The sequence below is a fragment of the Flagellimonas marina genome (assembly GCF_042651185.1).
GTDB lineage: Bacteria > Bacteroidota > Bacteroidia > Flavobacteriales > Flavobacteriaceae > Flagellimonas > Flagellimonas marina.
This window is the reverse complement of record NZ_JBHSCL010000007.1, coordinates 58,701-76,862: the sequence shown is the minus strand read 5'-3', so window position 1 is coordinate 76,862 and position 18,162 is coordinate 58,701. Positions and strand designations below refer to the sequence as shown.

At 41.6% G+C, this 18,162-nt stretch carries 14 protein-coding genes; 8 read left to right on the top strand and 6 right to left on the bottom strand.

Features of this window, described 5'->3' with window-relative positions; translation table 11 throughout:
* Position 1 precedes the first annotated feature (1 nt).
* The 4 genes from ACFOWS_RS11525 to ACFOWS_RS11510 all read right to left on the bottom strand — a co-directional run bounded on the left by ACFOWS_RS11525 (position 2) and on the right by ACFOWS_RS11510 (position 2,912).
* A complete protein-coding gene (locus tag ACFOWS_RS11525) occupies positions 2-466 on the bottom strand; it encodes an IPExxxVDY family protein (protein ID WP_366585694.1) in 465 nt (154 codons plus the stop codon).
* 111 nt (positions 467-577) lie between these two features.
* The gene (rnc, locus tag ACFOWS_RS11520) at positions 578-1,315 is read right to left on the bottom strand and encodes a ribonuclease III (protein ID WP_366585696.1); all 738 of its coding nucleotides are present in this window, start codon (positions 1,313-1,315) and stop codon (positions 578-580) included.
* Between the two features lie 10 nt (positions 1,316-1,325).
* Positions 1,326-2,576 carry a beta-ketoacyl-ACP synthase II gene (gene fabF / locus ACFOWS_RS11515; protein ID WP_366585698.1) on the bottom strand — a complete coding sequence of 417 codons (1,251 nt, stop codon included), beginning with the start codon at positions 2,574-2,576 and terminating at the stop codon, positions 1,326-1,328.
* Positions 2,577-2,678: 102 nt separating this feature from the next.
* Positions 2,679-2,912, bottom strand: a complete 234-nt coding sequence (locus ACFOWS_RS11510) for an acyl carrier protein (protein ID WP_009778413.1) — start codon at positions 2,910-2,912, stop codon at positions 2,679-2,681.
* A 161-nt stretch (positions 2,913-3,073) separates the two neighbouring features.
* Here ACFOWS_RS11510 and purN point away from each other — a divergent pair, with 161 nt between their 5' ends.
* The 4 genes from purN (at position 3,074) to ACFOWS_RS11490 (ending at position 7,346) form a co-directional block, all read left to right on the top strand.
* Positions 3,074-3,637, top strand: a complete 564-nt coding sequence (gene purN, locus ACFOWS_RS11505) for a phosphoribosylglycinamide formyltransferase (RefSeq protein WP_379764672.1) — start codon at positions 3,074-3,076, stop codon at positions 3,635-3,637.
* Positions 3,637-4,272 (top strand): ribonuclease H1 domain-containing protein, encoded by a 636-nt coding sequence (locus tag ACFOWS_RS11500; RefSeq protein ID WP_379764670.1) that lies wholly within the window; start codon positions 3,637-3,639, stop codon positions 4,270-4,272. Before purN ends, ACFOWS_RS11500 begins: the two co-directional genes overlap by 1 nt.
* A gap of 203 nt (positions 4,273-4,475) precedes the next feature.
* Positions 4,476-5,402, top strand: coding sequence for a PfkB family carbohydrate kinase (locus ACFOWS_RS11495; RefSeq protein ID WP_379764668.1), 927 nt, complete (start codon positions 4,476-4,478; stop codon positions 5,400-5,402).
* 45 nt (positions 5,403-5,447) lie between these two features.
* The gene (locus ACFOWS_RS11490) at positions 5,448-7,346 is read left to right on the top strand and encodes an amidophosphoribosyltransferase (protein WP_379764667.1); all 1,899 of its coding nucleotides are present in this window, start codon (positions 5,448-5,450) and stop codon (positions 7,344-7,346) included.
* Positions 7,347-8,005: 659 nt separating this feature from the next.
* Here the strand turns inward: ACFOWS_RS11490 and ACFOWS_RS11485 are convergent.
* The gene (locus tag ACFOWS_RS11485) at positions 8,006-8,614 is read right to left on the bottom strand and encodes a superoxide dismutase (RefSeq protein ID WP_379764665.1); all 609 of its coding nucleotides are present in this window, start codon (positions 8,612-8,614) and stop codon (positions 8,006-8,008) included.
* 119 nt (positions 8,615-8,733) lie between these two features.
* Between ACFOWS_RS11485 and ACFOWS_RS11480 the strand changes: the two genes are divergently transcribed.
* From ACFOWS_RS11480 to ACFOWS_RS11465, 4 genes are all read left to right on the top strand, one after another.
* Complete coding sequence (locus ACFOWS_RS11480) at positions 8,734-11,856, top strand: UvrD-helicase domain-containing protein (protein WP_379764663.1); 3,123 nt, start codon at positions 8,734-8,736, stop codon at positions 11,854-11,856.
* 10 nt (positions 11,857-11,866) lie between these two features.
* Positions 11,867-13,060, top strand: coding sequence for a glycine C-acetyltransferase (gene kbl / locus ACFOWS_RS11475; protein ID WP_379764661.1), 1,194 nt, complete (start codon positions 11,867-11,869; stop codon positions 13,058-13,060).
* A 123-nt stretch (positions 13,061-13,183) separates the two neighbouring features.
* Complete coding sequence (locus ACFOWS_RS11470; RefSeq protein ID WP_379764659.1) at positions 13,184-14,542, top strand: OmpA family protein; 1,359 nt, start codon at positions 13,184-13,186, stop codon at positions 14,540-14,542.
* 63 nt (positions 14,543-14,605) lie between these two features.
* Positions 14,606-17,338 carry a PD-(D/E)XK nuclease family protein gene (locus ACFOWS_RS11465; RefSeq protein WP_379764657.1) on the top strand — a complete coding sequence of 911 codons (2,733 nt, stop codon included), beginning with the start codon at positions 14,606-14,608 and terminating at the stop codon, positions 17,336-17,338.
* On the opposite strand, the gene ACFOWS_RS11460 is transcribed toward ACFOWS_RS11465, so the two are convergent.
* The gene (locus ACFOWS_RS11460) at positions 17,339-18,049 is read right to left on the bottom strand and encodes an SDR family oxidoreductase (protein ID WP_379764655.1); all 711 of its coding nucleotides are present in this window, start codon (positions 18,047-18,049) and stop codon (positions 17,339-17,341) included. It abuts the gene before it with no gap.
* Between the last annotated feature and the right edge of the window lie 113 nt (positions 18,050-18,162).

Here is an 18,162-nt window from a genome sequence, read left to right as displayed (position 1 = left end):
TTTAAAAGATTAAATTTCTTTTTGATTTTAAGGTTTCTGTGTCAATGGGATATGCCGTTATGACCTTGGTTATTTTATTGATGGCTTTCACCTTTTGTGCGAATGCTGAATCTTCCGCGGCATCTACTTTTAAAAAATAGTCGACCTCTTTTCGCTCTTTGACCAAATGACTGGTTCGTACGGAAACATTGTTCTCAAACAATCCACCCGAAGGTATAACTTCCTCGACAACGCACTTGTTAGAAATCAAAGTCCAGTAGATGTCGCTCATTTCATCGTCCCAATCAAACACAGAAAATGATAGGTTTTCATCAAGGTGAAGGTCTTGCGCCATCCTCTTCAAATGCAATCCGCAGTTGGAATTTATGGCATAGGTCATGGCATAATCCTCCAAATCACTGTGTATGGCGATGAGCTTAAAGCTGTCATCATAAAAGTCTGCCGATATCTTATGCGTTGTCAACATGCCCTTAACACGAACTGTAAATATACTCTTAATCCTATTGACTGCCTAGTTGAAACAAGACAATACACTTATAAACACAACGAAAACGTTTGAGTTTACCTTTTTTTAAAGTTACTGATTTTCAATTTTGTTCTGAAGTGCAAAATAGGCCCTTTTTGATGCCTTTTCCTCTGCCTTTTTTTTAGAAGTGGCCCTAGCTTTTGCCATGATGCGATCACCTATGGTCAATTTTACGGCGAAGTGTTTTAGCTCATCGTTTCCTGTGTCTTCATAGACATGATAGTTGAACGATTTCTTCTGTTTTTGACACCATTCTATCACCAAGCTCTTATAGCTGATGACCTTACCCTCCAGCTGCTCAATGTCCACATAGGGTTCTATGACACGCTCATTGATAAACTTTTCACAATAGGTATATCCACGATCCAGATAAATGGCGCCGACCAAAGCTTCAAATACGTTTCCGTGGATGTTCTCCCCAAAGTGGGATTTGGGAATCCTGCTTTCTACAAAGCGCAAAAGGTTCAAGTCTTTGCCCAACTCGTTCAGGTGTTTTCTACTTACTACCTTGGAGCGCATTTTGGTAAGATAGCCTTCATCTCCTTCGGGGACTTCGTTGTATAAATGTTTGGAAATAATGGTCCCCAGCATGGAGTCGCCTAAAAATTCGAGGCGCTCATAGTTCATGGGGTTTCCTTCTGGGTCCTTTTTGTTTACGGAACGATGGAGAAACGCCTTCTTGTAAATTTCAATGTCCTTTGGCTTGAATCCAAGGATATTTTTGATCCCCAAAAAAAAATCCCCATCCGTTTTCGGATGGGAATTGAATATTTTAGAGGTGAGCTTCATGTCTACAAAACTACTCTATTTTTTTGAACAAAATACAGGCATTATGACCACCAAATCCAAAGGTATTGCTCATAGCCACATTGACCTCTCTTTCCTGAGCCTTGTTTAAGGTCAAGTTGAGTGAGGGATCAATTTCCTCATCCACAACGCTATGGTTAATGGTTGGCGGCACCATATTGTGTTCCATGGCCAATATGGAGGCAATGGCCTCTATGGCTCCTGCGGCTCCGAGCAAGTGCCCAGTCATGGACTTTGTGGAATTGATATTGATTTTGGGCGCATGGTCTCCAAATACTTTGGAAATGGCCTTTAATTCGGCCACATCTCCCAACGGAGTTGAAGTGCCGTGAGTGTTGATAGCATCCACATCCTCTGGTTTTAACCCAGCGTTTTGCAAACAGTTTTCCATTACCTTGACCACACCAATACCTTCAGGATGTGGAGCGGTCATATGGTAGGCATCACTGGACAATCCGCCACCCAAAACCTCAGCATAGATTTTTGCGCCTCTTGCCTTGGCATGCTCATATTCTTCCAAAATGAGCGCGCCCCCACCTTCACCAAGCACAAAACCATCCCGGGTTGCATCAAATGGTCTTGATGCCGTTTCTGGACTATCATTTCGTGTGGAAAGTGCGTGCATGGCGTTGAACCCACCCATACCTGCAATGGTTACTGCGGCCTCACTTCCTCCAGTGACAATTACATCACAATGGCCCAATCTGATATAATTGAGCGCATCGATAAGTGCGTTGGCCGAGGAGGCGCAAGCGGATACCGTGGTATAGTTGGGGCCCATAAATCCATGTTTAATAGATATGTTCCCCGGAGCAATGTCCGCAATCATTTTTGGTATAAAGAAAGGATTGAAACGAGGTGTTCCATCCCCTTGGGCGTACCCAATTACTTCATTCTGAAAAGTTTCCAGACCCCCAATACCGGCACCCCATACAACACCTACCCGAAATTTGTCCACTACGTTCAGGTCTATTCCTGAATCCGCAATGGCTTCATCCGAAGATACAAGTGCATACTGGGCAAACCTATCAAGCTTTCTGGCCTCTTTTCTGTCGAAGAAATCCTCCGGATTGTACCCTTTGAGTTCACAGGCAAACTTTGTCTTGAACTTCTCCGTATCAAAATATGTGATGGGCGCAGAACCGCTTTTTCCGGTCCGTAGTCCTTCCCAATAAGCTTCCAAATTGTTACCTATGGGAGTCAATGCTCCCAATCCAGTAACTACTACGCGCTTTAACTGCATTGAACTATTTTTTACCCTTTTGAACCTAAATTATAAAAAAAATTATCCATGTGCCGATCATCACATGGATAATTTATACTCTTTTAGTAATATATCATATAATTACTTCGCTTCTTCGATGTAGCTAATGGCCTGGCCAACAGTTGCAATGTTTTCTGCCTGATCATCAGGGATTTGGATGTCAAATTCTTTCTCAAACTCCATGATAAGCTCAACAGTGTCCAAGGAATCCGCCCCTAAGTCGTTGGTAAAGCTAGCTTCTGCTACAACTTCATTCTCATCTACACCTAGTTTATCAACGATGATAGCCTTTACTCTTGATGCAATGTCTGACATAATTATAGTGGTTTTAAAAATTTAATTGTTGGCAAAAATATAAAACTTTGGATTAAATACACTATTTGTCGATAAAATGTACCCCAAATTAAACATCTTAAGATTCAGTATCTTACTTTAGCCGCCTGAAGTTAGTCCAAAATCATATCAATTCCTAACAGATGAAACAAATTGTCATCTTGGCATCGGGAAGCGGGTCAAATGCCGAAAACATTATCACTTATTTTAAAGAAAACCCACAGGTAACAGTCTCTGCTGTGCTTACCAATAAGAAAACGGCCAAGGTTTTGGAACGGTGTGATCGCTTGGAAGTTCCTGCTTTTTACTTTAATAAGTTTGCTTTTCAAAATTCTGACGCTGTTGTTGGAGTGCTAAAAAGTCTTCAGCCCGATTTAATAGTACTGGCCGGTTTTCTTTGGAAAATTCCTACCAATATTATTGAAGCATTCCCCAACAAAATCATCAATATCCACCCTGCCTTGCTTCCCAAATATGGCGGGAAGGGCATGTACGGGGCCAAAGTACATCAGGCTGTAAAGGAAAATGCAGAGAAAGAAACAGGTATCACTATACATTATGTGAATGAAAACTATGATGAAGGCGCCATTATTTTTCAAGCAAAAACTGCGGTGGAACCCTCAGATGATGCCGACAAGATAGCAGATAAAGTGCACCAATTGGAATATGAGCATTTTCCGAAAGTGATAGAGAAACTCCTTGTATAATGGCGAAGAAAAAGAAGTTTTATGTGGTTTGGAAAGGCAAACACCCTGGTATTTTTGAGTCGTGGGATGACTGCAAAGCACAAATTGAAGGGTTTAAGGGTGCTCAATACAAGTCATTTGGCACTTTTGATGAGGCCAAAAAAGCCTTCAACAGCAATTATTTGGAATACAAGGGCAAATCCAAAGGAAAATCGGAGTTGACCCAAGAAGAACTTTTAAAAATTGGCGACCCCAATTACAATTCCATTGCCGTGGATGCGGCTTCAAGTGGCAACCCTGGCAAAATGGAATATCGCGGAGTGGACACCAAGACCAAAAAAGTGCTGTTTCATCAAGGACCTTTTCAACAAGGCACCAGCAATGTGGGTGAATTTTTGGCTCTGGTACATGGTTTGGCTTTTCTGAAAAAACAGAACAGCGACCGAATCCTGTATTCAGATTCCCGAATTGCCATTGGATGGGTACGGAAGGGAAAATGCGGCACCAAACTAACTAAAGGCCCAAAAAACGCAGTCCTTTTTGAACTGATTGAACGTGCAGAAGAATGGTTGAGAAAAAATCGCTACACCACTCCTATTGTAAAATGGGAGACCAAGGCTTGGGGTGAAATCCCAGCGGATTTTGGAAGGAAATAGCAGTTTTATAGACATGAGATGTGAGATGCTAGACAATAGACTTAATATCATTCTCATGAAAACTTGAACTTGAGTTTGCTCTTGAAGCTTGAACTTAATTTTGAACTTGCACTTGAGCTTGTATTCCCTTCTTTTTCTTAAATCCTTTCACAATGATTCCAATATGGAATATCAAAGCGTATATTTGCACCAAAATTCATTGAATGGGCAAATTGCTGATTGTTGGTAGCGTGGCTTTTGATGCCATTGAAACTCCGTTTGGCAAGACTGGTAAAATTATGGGAGGTGCTGCACCTTTCATAGGATTGGCTGCTTCACAGTTCAAGACAAAATCCGCCATAGTTTCTGTTGTTGGGGATGATTTTCCGCAAGCATATCTGGATTTGTTGACCGACCGAAATATCGATATCTCCGGCATTGAAGTAGTAAAAGGTGGCAAAACCTTCTTTTGGCAGGGTAAATATCATAATGATCTAAATTCCCGGGACACTTTGGTCACCGAACTCAATACCCTTGGAGATTTTACCCCCGTTGTCCCCTCTGATTTTAAAAATGCCGATGTGGTCATGTTGGGCAATTTGCACCCCAATACCCAAATGAGTGTAATTAATCAGATGGTAGAACGACCAAAGCTTATCATTTTGGACACCATGAATTTTTGGATGGACAATACTTGGGATGAGCTGATGGATGTCATCAAAAAAATAGATGTCATTACGATTAATGATGAAGAGGCCCGTCAAATGACCAAAGAATATTCGTTGGTAAAAGCTGCGGCTAAAATCCAGGAGATGGGGCCTAAATATGTGGTCATCAAAAAAGGGGAACACGGCGCTCTGTTGTTCCATAAAGAGAACATTTTCTTTGCCCCCGCCCTTCCGTTGGAAGAGGTTTTTGACCCTACAGGTGCAGGGGATACCTTTGCTGGAGGATTCTCGGGCTATTTGGCGGAAACGGGAAATATTTCCTTCGAGAATATGAAAAATGCCATTATACATGGTTCCAATCTAGCTTCTTTCTGTGTGGAAAAATTTGGAACAGAACGAATGTTGGAATTACAAAAACACGAGGTAGAAGCCCGCCTGATGCAGTTTAGGGATTTGACCCAGTTTAATATTGAATTAACATAAATTTGTGCCCTGAAAATTTCAGGGCATTTTTAGTATTGGTTTGTTATGAGTGATGCGATTAAGCACGAATGCGGAATATCACTGATCCGTTTGCTTAAACCTCTGGAGTATTACAAAGAAAAGTACGGTACAGCCTTTTACGGCGTAAATAAAATGTACCTAATGATGGAGAAACAGCACAACCGTGGACAAGACGGGGCTGGTTTCGCCAGTATTAAACTAGATATGCAGCCTGGTGAGCGCTACATGAGCCGAGTACGGTCTGCACAACAGCAGCCCATCCAGGATATTTTTGACCAAATCAATGCCCGAATCAATTCGGCTATGACCGAGCACCCCGAATATGAGGAAGATGTGGAGATGCAGAAACGCCATATTCCCTACATTGGGGAATTATTGATGGGACACGTTCGCTATGGAACGTTTGGTAAAAACAGCATTGAAAGTGTCCACCCATTTCTTAGACAAAACAACTGGATGCACCGTAACCTCATCGTTGCTGGAAACTTCAACATGACCAATGTTGATGAACTCTTTGGCAATTTGGTGGAATTGGGACAGCACCCTAAGGAATTGGCAGATACAGTAACGGTTATGGAGAAAATCGGACACTTTTTGGACGATGCCGTGGCCAAGCTCTATAAACAGATAAAGAAAGAAGGATATAACAAAAGAGCGGCCTCCCCTTTGATCGCAGAACGATTGAACGTGGCAAAAATCTTGAGAAAGGCCTCAAAAAACTGGGACGGTGGTTACACCATTGGAGGTCTTCTAGGCCATGGTGATGCCTTTGTCATCCGTGATCCTGCGGGAATACGGCCAGCATATTACTACCAAGATGATGAAATTGCTGTTGTGGCTTCAGAACGACCCGCAATCCAAACGGTTTTCAATGTAAAATATGAAGATGTCATGGAGTTGGATCCAGGACATGCGGTCATCATCAAAAAAGATGGAAACTTCGCTATTAAACAAATTCAGGAGCCCACCGAACGCAAGGCATGTTCTTTTGAGCGCATTTATTTTTCACGCGGAAGCGATAAAGAAATCTATCAGGAGCGAAAAATGTTGGGCAAATTGGTATTCCCAGAGATCTTGAAGTCTATTGACGACGATTTGGAGAATACCGTCTTTTCCTATATTCCCAATACAGCTGAAACTTCTTTCTTCGGAATGGTAAAAGAAGCCCAGAATTACCTTAACAACAAAAAAGAAGAACAAATCATTGAGCTGGGTCCCAATATTACCCGGGAAGAACTGCACAAGATTTTGGATGTGCGGCCTAGGATAGAAAAAGTGGCCATTAAGGATGCCAAACTGCGAACCTTTATTACACAAGATAGCAGTAGGGATGATTTGGTGACCCACGTTTATGACATCTCCTACGGTTCCGTGAAGCAAAATGATAATTTGGTCATTATAGATGATAGTATTGTGCGCGGTACTACGCTTAAACGAAGCATCCTTAAAATTTTGGACCGATTATCACCAAAGAAGATCATTGTGGTTTCTTCGGCTCCACAAATCCGTTATCCGGATTGTTATGGAATTGACATGGCCAAGCTCGAAGATTTTGTGGCCTTTAAAGCGGCCAAGGCACTTCATGAAGATGCAGGCACTACCCATAAGATAAAAGAGATTTACGAAAAATGTCTTACCCAAACAAATACTAAGGATAAGGATGTGGTAAACTACGTTAAGGAATTTTATGCGCCTTTTACCGCACAGCAGATTTCCAAAAAAATAGCAGAAATTCTAAGTCCAGAAGGTATAAAGGCCGAAGTGGACATCATATACCAGAGTATTGAGAGTTTGCACGAAGCCTGCCCAAAAAACTTGGGGGACTGGTATTTCACGGGAAATTATCCAACGCCAGGAGGGAACCGGGTTGTTAACCGGGCATTCATTAACTTTTTTGAAGGCAAAAACGAACGCGCGTATTAACGCTCCATTTTGCGTAAGCAGCAATGTGCGCATTTCGTCGATGAAACGAGTAGATTAACGGGTTTTTATACGATGGGCAACGAGCAAACCTACTTTAGTATTGCCATAGCATAAGTAGGTTAAGTTCATGGTAAGATTTGGGGCAAAAAAGGTGGAAGCTATTCCACCTTTTTTATTTTCTACTCTTCTCCCAAACCCAAAAAAGTCCACCTTTCTTGACATTTATCAATTAACCACCCATTTTGTACACTTTAACCAAATAAAGGGGGTTTCATCTAAAAGCTTACTGTGCAAATGGTACCTTGCCTTACATTTGGAGAACCATAGCATAAGTAGGTTAAGTTCATGGTAAGATTTGGGGAAAGAAGGCGGAGAACACTCCGCCTTCTTTATATTTGACTACCAACGATTTATCCATTTTATCGATGAACTGCACGTTTTCTTTTTCATTGAAAATTCAAAAATTTATCTAAAACCCTTTGTTATTTCTCACAATACCAGTATTTTAGTCTCGCCATAGCATAAGTAGGTTAAGTTTATGGTAAGATTTGGGACGAAAAGGGCGGGGGCTTCCTCGCCCTTTTCTATTTTAAAAAATCAAATCCATAAAAAAAGCCGAACACTGCGTGTCCGGCCTTCATATCTTAAAAAAACAGTATTTATTTCCCTGCTTCGTAATTCTCGGCAACTTTTGCCCAGTTGATTACATTAAAGAACGCTGAGATATAATCTGGTCTCTTGTTTTGGTAGTTCAAATAGTAAGCATGTTCCCATACATCCAACCCTAAAATAGGTTGTCCACCGCATTCAACACCCGGCATAATGGGGTTATCCTGATTAGGTGTGGAGCAAATTTCCAATTTTCCACCTTTGTGGACGCACAACCAAGCCCATCCAGAACCAAATCTAGTTCCTGCCGCAGTAGTGAATTTTTCCTTAAATCCTTCAAAAGAACCGAAGGCAGAGTCAATGGCCGCAGCTAAAATCCCAGTTGGAGCACCTCCTCCGTTGGGAGACATTACTTCCCAGAAAAGGGAGTGGTTGTAAAAACCGCCTCCATTGTTTCGCACAGCGCCATTGGACATGTCCAAATTAGAAAGAATATCCTCAATGTCCTTGCCTTCCAAATCGGTTCCGGCAATGGCATCGTTCAATTTAGTGGTATACCCATTGTGATGCTTCGTATGGTGGATTTCCATGGTCCTTGCGTCTATATGTGGTTCCAAAGCATCGTATGCATACGGTAATTTTGGTAATTCAAAAGCCATAATATTGTGTTTTTATGTTATTACTTGATTCGTGTAAAAATAAGGGTTTTAACAAACAAATGCACCCAAAACCGTGTTAAGTTCAGATCGATAATTCTTATTTTGCAATAAAAGTTTTCTTGGGGAACTCCAGCTTTAAAATATACGGTGCATCTGCAGGTTCGGGCAAGACCTATGCCTTGGCCAAGGAATACCTAAAGTTATTGTTGTCCAATGATTCGCCAGTCTCATTCAGGCAAATTTTGGCCATTACCTTTACCAACAAGGCCGTTGATGAAATGAAGACCCGGATTCTGGACAACCTCTATGCCTTCGGAAAAAGCCCCACCCCCAAAAAACAGGAAGCCTTGTTTCAGGAACTTTCCCAAGAACTATCATTGACAGAAGATCAGTTGCGTCAAAAATCCAAAGTGGTGCTCAAACGGATTTTGCACAATTACTCGTTTTTTGAGGTCTCCACCATTGACAAGTTCAACCATAAACTGATTAAGACTTTTGCTCGGGACCTCCAACTTTCGCAAAATTTTGAAGTGGAACTGGACACCGACTTGCTGTTGGAAGAGGCCGTGGGTCGACTCCTGGAACGAGCCGGAACAGATGATGAACTCACGAAAGTACTCATTGACTTCTCCTTGGAAAAAATTGATGATGACAAAAGCTGGAATATTGCCTATGATCTTTTGGACATTGGAAAGTTGCTATTTCAAGAAAACCATGCTGTCCATATTGATGTTCTTAGTTCCAAGTGCATCAACGATTTCAAAGAGATTCAAAGAAAGATTGTTTCCAAAATCACTGTTCTTGAGAAAAAAATAACGGAAATCGCAAAAGCTATGCTGAATGAAATTGCTCTGCAGGGTTTTGAGTTTTCAGATTTTCCCAGACAAACCCTACCCAATCATTTCAAAAAAATAGCGGACGGCGAGTTCGACCCAAAAAAAATATATACGAGCAAAACGTTAGAACCCAACTTAGTTGAGGGCAAACTTCTTAAAGCAAATGATAAAAGAGATGTTACCGAGTTCGCCATGACGCTTCTGAATGCGTTTTTATCCATCAAGAAATTTATATATGAGCGCGGCTACCTTCAGAACATCTATGGTAACATCGTCCCACTGACGGTGTTGAACGAAATTGCCAAGGAAATACGAAACATTGAGCTAGAAAACGACATTGTTCCCATTTCAGCGTTGAACGCCATTTTGTCCAAGGAAATCAAAAACCAGCCTGTACCTTTTATATATGAGCGGATGGGTGAAAAATACCGCCATTATTTTATTGATGAGTTCCAGGACACCTCACAAATGCAATGGGAAAATCTGGTGCCCCTCATTGGCAATGCCCTCGAAAGTGAGGATGAACACCATCAAAAAGGATCTCTCTTTTTGGTAGGCGATGTAAAACAGGCCATTTACCGTTGGAGAGGTGGCAGGGCCGAACAGTTTTTGGAACTCATCAATGGGAAATCGCATCCTTTTGTGGTGGAACCTTCAGTACGCTCGCTAGACACCAACTGGAGGAGTTTTGACCAGATTGTGGCGTTTAACAATTCATTTTTTACGGCGGCGGCTTCCGTTCTTCAAAATGAAGCCTACCGGAACCTCTTTCTGCACGATTCGCACCAAAAAACCAACAACAAACCTGGAGGGTACATCCAACTCTCCTTTTTGGATAGCAAAGTGGAGGATAAGAACGATGTCTATTGCCAAAAGGTTTTGGAAACCATCCATGAAATCACCTCGAACAAACACCCCTATTCAGATATTTGTATTCTGGTAAGGGATAATAATAAAGGTATGCTCTTGGCAGACTTTCTGGCGCAACATTCCATTCCGATTATTTCTTCAGATGCGTTGCTGCTGGATAACAATGACAAAATCACATTCCTCATTGCCCTTTTAAGGCTATTCGAAAATGCCAATGACCGGGAAGCAGCCTATCAAATTTTATTGTTTTTAGCCCGCAATGAAACAGATAAACATAGCTTTATTTCACATCACATTAATCAGTTGGAATCCTTTCTCGCCAAACAACATGGGTTTCAAATTCCACAATTCAAGGGTCAATCGGTCTTTACTATTTTGGAAAATGCCATTGTGCAATTTGAGTTGGCCACAGACTCCACCGCATACCTTACCTTTTTAATGGACGAAGTGTTGCTGGTTGAAAAAAGACAGGGCCCTAGCGTGTTTTCCTTCTTAAAGTATTGGGAGCAGAAAAAATCGTCACTTTCCATTGCCGCGCCCGATAATGTGAACGCCGTGCGCATTATGACCATCCACAAAGCAAAAGGATTGGAGTTTCCGTTTGTCATTTTTCCCTTTGCCAATGCTTTATTGGATGATAAACGAAAGAAAAAGAAATCATGGGTACCTGCAACCGAAGCCGAAAAAGATTTGGGCTTGGAAGAATTTCTCATCAATACCAACAAAGACATGTTGGAGTACAATGATAAAACGGCCAAAATCTATATGGATGAAGAACAAAAATCGGTCTTGGACGCCATGAATGTGCTTTATGTAGCCTTGACCAGACCCATTAAAGGGCTTTTTGTTATTACGGAAACCGGAAAAGAGGTAGCCTCCACGGAAAATGCCACTTCCTACTCGGATTTGTTTCAAGCCTATATCCAAGGCCACAACATTCCCAAAAATGAACAGGAGGTTTACACATTTGGCACTTTTCCTGAAACTGAGGATGAAACTAAATCAACCGCTTCTTTGGACACCCATATTGATTATATAACCCGACCGAAGGAAGATACCTTATTTACCATTGCCACCACATCTGGCAGGTTATGGGATGATGAGCGGAAAGAGGCAATTGAAATCGGAAACCTGATTCATTTTGCGCTCAGTAAAATCAATTATGCTGAAGAAGTTACGCAGGTGGTGAAAAACCTTCAATTGGCTGGGCTTTTTGAAAGGGATGCCTCGGAGGAAGTCAAACAAAAGTTGATGGATGTCGTGACTCATCCCGATTTAAATGCCTATTTTTCAAAAGATTATCAAATCCTCAACGAGCGGGAAATCTTAACTACAAATGGGATTTCCCTTCGCCCTGACCGGATTGCTGTTAAAGATAAAGAAGCAACCATCATTGACTACAAAACCGGAAAACCATCACCATCGCATAAGGAGCAAATTACCCAATATGCCGATGTGCTAAAAGAGATGGATTTTACTATTAAAAATGTCATTATTGTCTATATTGACCAAAATATTAAACCCGTTTTCGTCTAAACAAAAAACTATGTACGGAAAAATCAAAGAACACTTGGCCCAAGAGCTGGAAGAGATTAAGGAAGCAGGCCTTTTTAAGAAAGAACGTATCATTACCTCATCGCAGGGCGCGGTCATTAAAATAGCAACAGGCGAGGAGGTCATTAACTTCTGTGCCAACAACTATTTGGGGCTTTCCTCCCACCCTGATGTGATCCAAGCCGCCAAGGATGTCATGGACACCCACGGCTTTGGAATGTCATCAGTACGGTTCATTTGTGGTACGCAAGACATCCACAAAGAATTGGAACAAAAAATCGCCCATTTTTATGGCACGGAGGACACCATATTATATGCTGCGGCCTTCGATGCAAATGGCGGGGTTTTTGAGCCTCTCTTAACCGCCGAAGATGCCATCATTTCAGATTCGCTCAACCACGCTTCCATTATTGATGGAGTCCGTCTCTGTAAAGCAAAGCGGTATCGCTATGAAAACAGCAATATGGCTGATTTGGAGGAGCAGTTAAAACAGAGTGTTAAGGATGGTGCGCGGTTTAAAATTATTGTGACCGACGGGGTCTTTTCCATGGATGGACTTTTAGCCCCATTGGATAAAATTTGTGATTTGGCTGATACATACGATGCCATGGTCATGATAGATGAATGCCACGCCGCTGGTTTTATTGGCGAAACAGGTCGGGGAACCTTGGAAGAAAAGGGCGTTATGGACCGCATCGATATCATCACCGGGACCTTGGGCAAGGCCTTGGGCGGTGCCATGGGCGGATATACAACTGGCAAAAAGGAAATCATTGAAATGTTGCGCCAACGATCACGGCCTTATTTGTTCTCCAATTCTTTGGCACCTGCCATTGTTGGAGCTTCCATAAAGGTTTTTGATATGCTGGATAAGGACACTTCATTACGGGATAAACTCCAAAACAACACCGAATACTTTAAAAAAGGTATGAAGGAAGCCGGATTTGACATTATTGACGGAGATTCTGCCATTGTTCCCGTGATGCTCTATGATGCAAAACTCTCACAAAAAATGGCCGATATGCTACTGGATGAGGGAATTTACGTCATCGGATTCTTCTATCCCGTGGTGCCAAAGGGAAAGGCACGGATTCGGGTTCAATTATCGGCTGCGCACCAAAAAGAGCATCTAGACCATGCAATAAATGCCTTTATCAAAGTAGGAAAGTCGTTGAAAATCGTCTAAAATCGTTGAAATACATCAATTCTTACGGCAAATGAGTCAAAAAAAAAGAAAGTTTGATTTTGTTAATAAGTCTTAACAACTTACATTTGCTGCTGATAAACACTTAAACTTAAAATTTTGAGCATGAAACATCTTAGCAAATTATTGGTTGTTGCCCTGGTATTTGTAGGGATCAACAGCATACAAGCGCAAGACGAGAATAATCCATGGCAGATTAGTTTTGGGGTGAATGCAATTGATGCATATCCAACCAATGACGAGAATAATCCATTTTCAAGTACTACTCTTTTTGATGAGTACTTTAATGTATCTGACCACTGGAATATTTTGCCTTCCGTTTCCTATGTAGGCGTTTCCAAGTACATTGGTGACGGATTCTCCATAGGTGCACGTGGTTCCTTGAACAGAATCGAGAAAATCGGTGACATGTCTGTAGAAGATCTTTCTCACTACGCTGTTGATGGTACCATTAAGTACAACTTCCTAAAGAACACAACAATCGACCCATTTGCTGAGATTGGTGGTGGTTATACTTGGGTTGATGAAATTGGAGCCGGTACAGTTAACGGAGGTGTTGGTATCAACATCTGGTTCTCTGAAAATATCGGTCTTACTTTGCAAACCCAGTACAAGCATGCTTTCGAAGACTACCTAATCAAGCATTTCCAACACTTGGCAGGTCTTAGCATCAAATTTGGTGGTACTGACACTGACGGTGATGGTATCTATGACAAAGACGATGCTTGTCCAGAAGTTGCTGGTTTGGAAGCTTTCAACGGTTGTCCTGATTCTGATGGTGATGGTATCGAAGATTCTAAAGATGCTTGTCCTAACGAAGCTGGTCCAAAAGAAATGAACGGATGTCCTGATTCTGATGGTGACGGTGTTGCCGATAAAGATGACGCTTGTCCTAGCACTCCTGGTCTTCCTGCCCTAGCTGGTTGTCCTGATGCTGACGGTGACGGTGTTGCTGATAAAGATGATGATTGTCCTAACGAAGCTGGTCCTTCTGAAAACAATGGATGCCCATGGCCAGATTCTGACGGTGACGGTGTTCTTGACAAAGACGATCAGTGTCCAGATGTTGCCGGTACTGTTGCTAACAACGGTTGTCCTGAGGTAACTGAAGAAGTTCAAAAGCAATTGAACGACTACGCTAGAACTATCTTGTTCGATACTGGTAAATCTTCCATCAAAGCAGAATCTACTTCTGTAATGGTTGACATCATCCAAATCTTGAACGAGTATCCTAACGCTAAGTTTACTGTAGAAGGTCACACTGACAGCGTAGGTAGCGAGTCTTTGAACCAAAAACTATCTGAGGAAAGAGCTAACTCTGTTAGAAACTTCCTAGTAGACAAAGGTATTGCTGCTGATAGATTGACCGCTATTGGTTATGGTGAGGCTAAGCCTATCGCCACTAACAACACAAGAGCTGGTAGAGCACAAAACAGACGAGTTGAAATCAACTTGATCAAATAATAAAAAACTAAAGTTTTCCTTTAAAAAGGCTCCGCAAATGCGGGGCCTTTTTTATTTTAGTGCATGCATCACAGCTTTCTGGAATATGTATTGAACGACCTCCAAAGTAAGGGCACGGATTTCTCCGAATGTACCTTTATTCTTCCAAGCAAGCGTTCTGGTACTTTTTTAAAAAAATACCTAGTAGAGAAGCTGACCAAAAATATTTTTAGCCCCAAAGTCATTTCCATTCAAGATTTCATTGCAGAAATCTCAGGAATGGAGCAAACCTCCAACCTTGATTTGTTATTGGTGTTGTATGAGGTCTACAAAACCATTCAGATTGACCATCCAGATGATTTTCCTTCTTTTTTGAAATGGGGGCAGACCCTATTGCAGGACTTCAATGAAATGGACGGTTACCTTATTCCGGCCCATGACCTACTCAATTATCTTTCCGCGATCAAAGAAATTAATCACTGGTCTGTAAAAAAGGAGAAAACCGAATTGGTAGCTAACTATCTACAGCTTTGGAGCAAATTGGAAGTCATTTACAACCGATTCAATGAAACCTTACTTCAACAAAAGAGAGGCTATCAAGGGTTGCTGTCAAAAGTTGCTGTTACGCGCTTGGAGGAATATTCAAAAAGTCATAAAAACAGCCCCATCATCTTTGTAGGCTTCAACGCACTCACCTCAGCAGAATCAAAAATTGTACAACATTTTTTGCAAGAAGGTCATGGACAGGCTTATTGGGATATTGATTCCTATTTTTTAGATGACCCCATTCACGACGCCGGGCTTTTTATTAGAGAATACCAACGTAATTGGCCCTTCTACAAAAACAAAGGCTCCGTGAAGCCACAACACAATTTCCTGACAGAAAAGAGCATATCCATTACTGGTGTTCCCAAAAGTGTATCACAGACCAAATATGTAGGGCAATTGTTGAATGATTTGAATTCCAAGGAGGCTATTGACTTTTCAAAAACCGCTGTTGTACTTGCCGATGAATCATTGTTGACACCAATGCTGCAGGCTGTGCCTCCATCTATAAAAGCAGTTAACATCACCATGGGCCTTCCTTTAAACAAAACCGTTCTGTACTCCTTTTTTATGGCACTTTTGGAACTCAACGCCAATGCTTCAGAAAGGGGCTGGTTCTATAAATATGTTTTGGAACTAATCTCAAATCCGTATTGCGCAACAATTTCTGCCGCTAGTGAAGTTGATTTTGCCCAAGTTCTGGCCAAGGATATCAAGGAACAAAACTTGATATACCTCAGCAGTGAGGCCTTGAACAACTACGCTACAACCAATGCTGTTTTAAAAATTATCTTTCCCAAACACCAAATTTGTGTGAACGATTGGATTGATAATTGTCTTGAGCTCATTAATAGTTTGAAGAACATCTTTCAAAACGAAAAAAATGCCTTGGAACTGGAGCAGGTATATCGCTTCTATACCCTGTTCAACCAATTGAAAGACTATTTGGCCAACGTGGATTTTATCAACGAACTCAAATCCATCAAAAGTCTGTTCAAACAATTGGCTTCCATGGAAACTTTGGACTTTATTGGAGAACCCCTCTCGGGCCTTCAGATTATGGGGATGCTGGAAAGTAGAAACCTGGACTTTGAAACGGTTATTATCACTTCCGTTAACGAGGGTATCCTTCCTTCGGGAAAATTAAACAATTCCTTTATCCCTTTTGATGTAAAACGGGACTATGGCCTGCCCACTTATAAAGAGAAAGATGCCATTTATATTTACCATTTCTACAGATTGATCCAGCGAGCCAAAAATGTGCACATTATTTACAATACCGAACCCGATGTTCTGGAGGGTGGTGAAAAAAGCCGGCTTATCTCCCAATTACTGACGGATGAAAACATAGCACCGTTCGTAAAACACACTATTGCAGCTCCGCAGACACTCATTACTCCTTCTCAACCTTTGAAAATCAACAAGGACGCAAAGCTCATAGCTGACATCATGGACTTCGCCAATAGTGGTTTTTCGCCCACCTCACTCAGCAACTACGTGAGAAATCCCATTGACTTCTATACGAGAAATATCCTTAAAATCAACGATTTGGATGAAGTTGAGGAAACCATTGCAGCCAACACCTTTGGCACAATCGTACACGATAGTCTGGAGGAACTCTATACGCCTCTACTTGGAACCACCTTGTCAAAAGAAAGCGTTGAATTGCTAAAACCTAAAATTCCAACTGTTGTAAAGGGCCATTTTCAAAAGAATCTGTCAGGAGTTGATATTTCCAAAGGAAAGTTTCTTCTGGTCTATAATGTCATTGTAAAATATTTGGAGAATTTTCTGGCCATTGAAATTGAACAACTCCAACGGCACACCATCAAATTAGTGGCTCTAGAGGAAAAATATGATATACCACTAGAAATTCCGGAGTTGGACTTCCCCATAAAACTCAAAGGAACCCTAGATCGCGTGGACGAATTTGATGGCATCACAAGAATTATTGATTACAAAACAGGAAAGGTGGAACCAAAAAATGTAAAACTCACCGACTGGGAAACACTTATTACCGATTACGATAAAAGCAAAGCGTTCCAGCTATTGTGCTACGCATTGCTGTATTCAAAAAAGCATGGTACCCATTCTCTTTTGGCTGGGATCTATTCCTTTAAAAATTTGGGCCAAGGGTTATTCTCCTTCTCACAGGACAAGAACAACCCCCTTATTGATGCAGAAGTTATATCTACTTTTGAGGGCTCCCTAAAACAGCTCATCTTGGAAATCTGCAATCCCGCAGTGCCTCTTACTGAAAAAGCCGTCTGATTATTTTAAATCTGGACGCGTAGGTCGAACCTCTATTTTACTGGGCAAAGTTCTTGGGTGCATGGTCAACAAATCAACCACCAACTTTCCAATATCTTCAGGTTGAATCTTCCACGCATCTTTTTCCGAGGGATCATTGTCGTTAAAATGACTGGCAACGGAACCCGGCATAATGGTGGTTACTTTAATGTTGTAAGGGCGTAAATCCAACATAGCAGCTTGTGTAAAACCAACGACCCCAAATTTAGTGGCGTTATATCCTGCTGCGGTCGGGAAAAAATTGGTCCCTGCTAAACTGGCCAAGGTCATATAATAGCCTTCAGACTTCTTTAGGGCTTCCACAGCAGCCTTAAGGGTGTGGAAAACGCCATTCAAATTGGTGTTAATCATTTGGTGCCAATCCTCGTTCTTCATTTCGTCGATTGGTGCAAATATGCCCACTCCCGCATTGGCCATGACCATATCCAATTGACCCCAAGTGGCTAGAATCTTATCTACGGCATCTATTTCGTCCTTCTGTTTGGTAACGTCTGAAACCAATCCCAAAACATTATCATCGCTTCCCAAGCTTTTTACCGCCTTATCTACGCTGTTCTGGCTCCTTCCACTTATAGCAACCTTTATTCCCTGTTCCAGTAAACTTTCGGCGATGCCATATCCAATTCCCTTGGTGCCTCCTGTGATATATGCTACTTTTCCTTCTAAGCTCATCTTGTTTTTTGTTTTATCCCCTAAAGTTCAAAAAGGAAACAGCCAAAAACAAAAAATCCATCCTAAAAGGATGGTAAAGTTTCAAAAAATGCGCTATTACCCTAGTCATCTAG

Excerpts from the sequence above, each read along its gene's own strand:
- ACFOWS_RS11525 (WP_366585694.1), bottom strand. The coding sequence starts at position 466 with ATGTTGACAACGCATAAGATATCGGCAGACTTTTATGATGACAGCTTT.
- rnc (WP_366585696.1), bottom strand. The coding sequence starts at position 1,315 with ATGAAGCTCACCTCTAAAATATTCAATTCCCATCCGAAAACGGATGGG.
- fabF (WP_366585698.1), bottom strand. The coding sequence starts at position 2,576 with ATGCAGTTAAAGCGCGTAGTAGTTACTGGATTGGGAGCATTGACTCCC.
- ACFOWS_RS11510 (WP_009778413.1), bottom strand. The coding sequence starts at position 2,912 with ATGTCAGACATTGCATCAAGAGTAAAGGCTATCATCGTTGATAAACTA.
- purN (WP_379764672.1), top strand. The coding sequence starts at position 3,074 with ATGAAACAAATTGTCATCTTGGCATCGGGAAGCGGGTCAAATGCCGAA.
- ACFOWS_RS11500 (WP_379764670.1), top strand. The coding sequence starts at position 3,637 with ATGGCGAAGAAAAAGAAGTTTTATGTGGTTTGGAAAGGCAAACACCCT.
- ACFOWS_RS11495 (WP_379764668.1), top strand. The coding sequence starts at position 4,476 with ATGGGCAAATTGCTGATTGTTGGTAGCGTGGCTTTTGATGCCATTGAA.
- ACFOWS_RS11490 (WP_379764667.1), top strand. The coding sequence starts at position 5,448 with ATGAGTGATGCGATTAAGCACGAATGCGGAATATCACTGATCCGTTTG.
- ACFOWS_RS11485 (WP_379764665.1), bottom strand. The coding sequence starts at position 8,614 with ATGGCTTTTGAATTACCAAAATTACCGTATGCATACGATGCTTTGGAA.
- kbl (WP_379764661.1), top strand. The coding sequence starts at position 11,867 with ATGTACGGAAAAATCAAAGAACACTTGGCCCAAGAGCTGGAAGAGATT.
- ACFOWS_RS11470 (WP_379764659.1), top strand. The coding sequence starts at position 13,184 with ATGAAACATCTTAGCAAATTATTGGTTGTTGCCCTGGTATTTGTAGGG.
- ACFOWS_RS11465 (WP_379764657.1), top strand. The coding sequence starts at position 14,606 with ATGCATCACAGCTTTCTGGAATATGTATTGAACGACCTCCAAAGTAAG.
- ACFOWS_RS11460 (WP_379764655.1), bottom strand. The coding sequence starts at position 18,049 with ATGAGCTTAGAAGGAAAAGTAGCATATATCACAGGAGGCACCAAGGGA.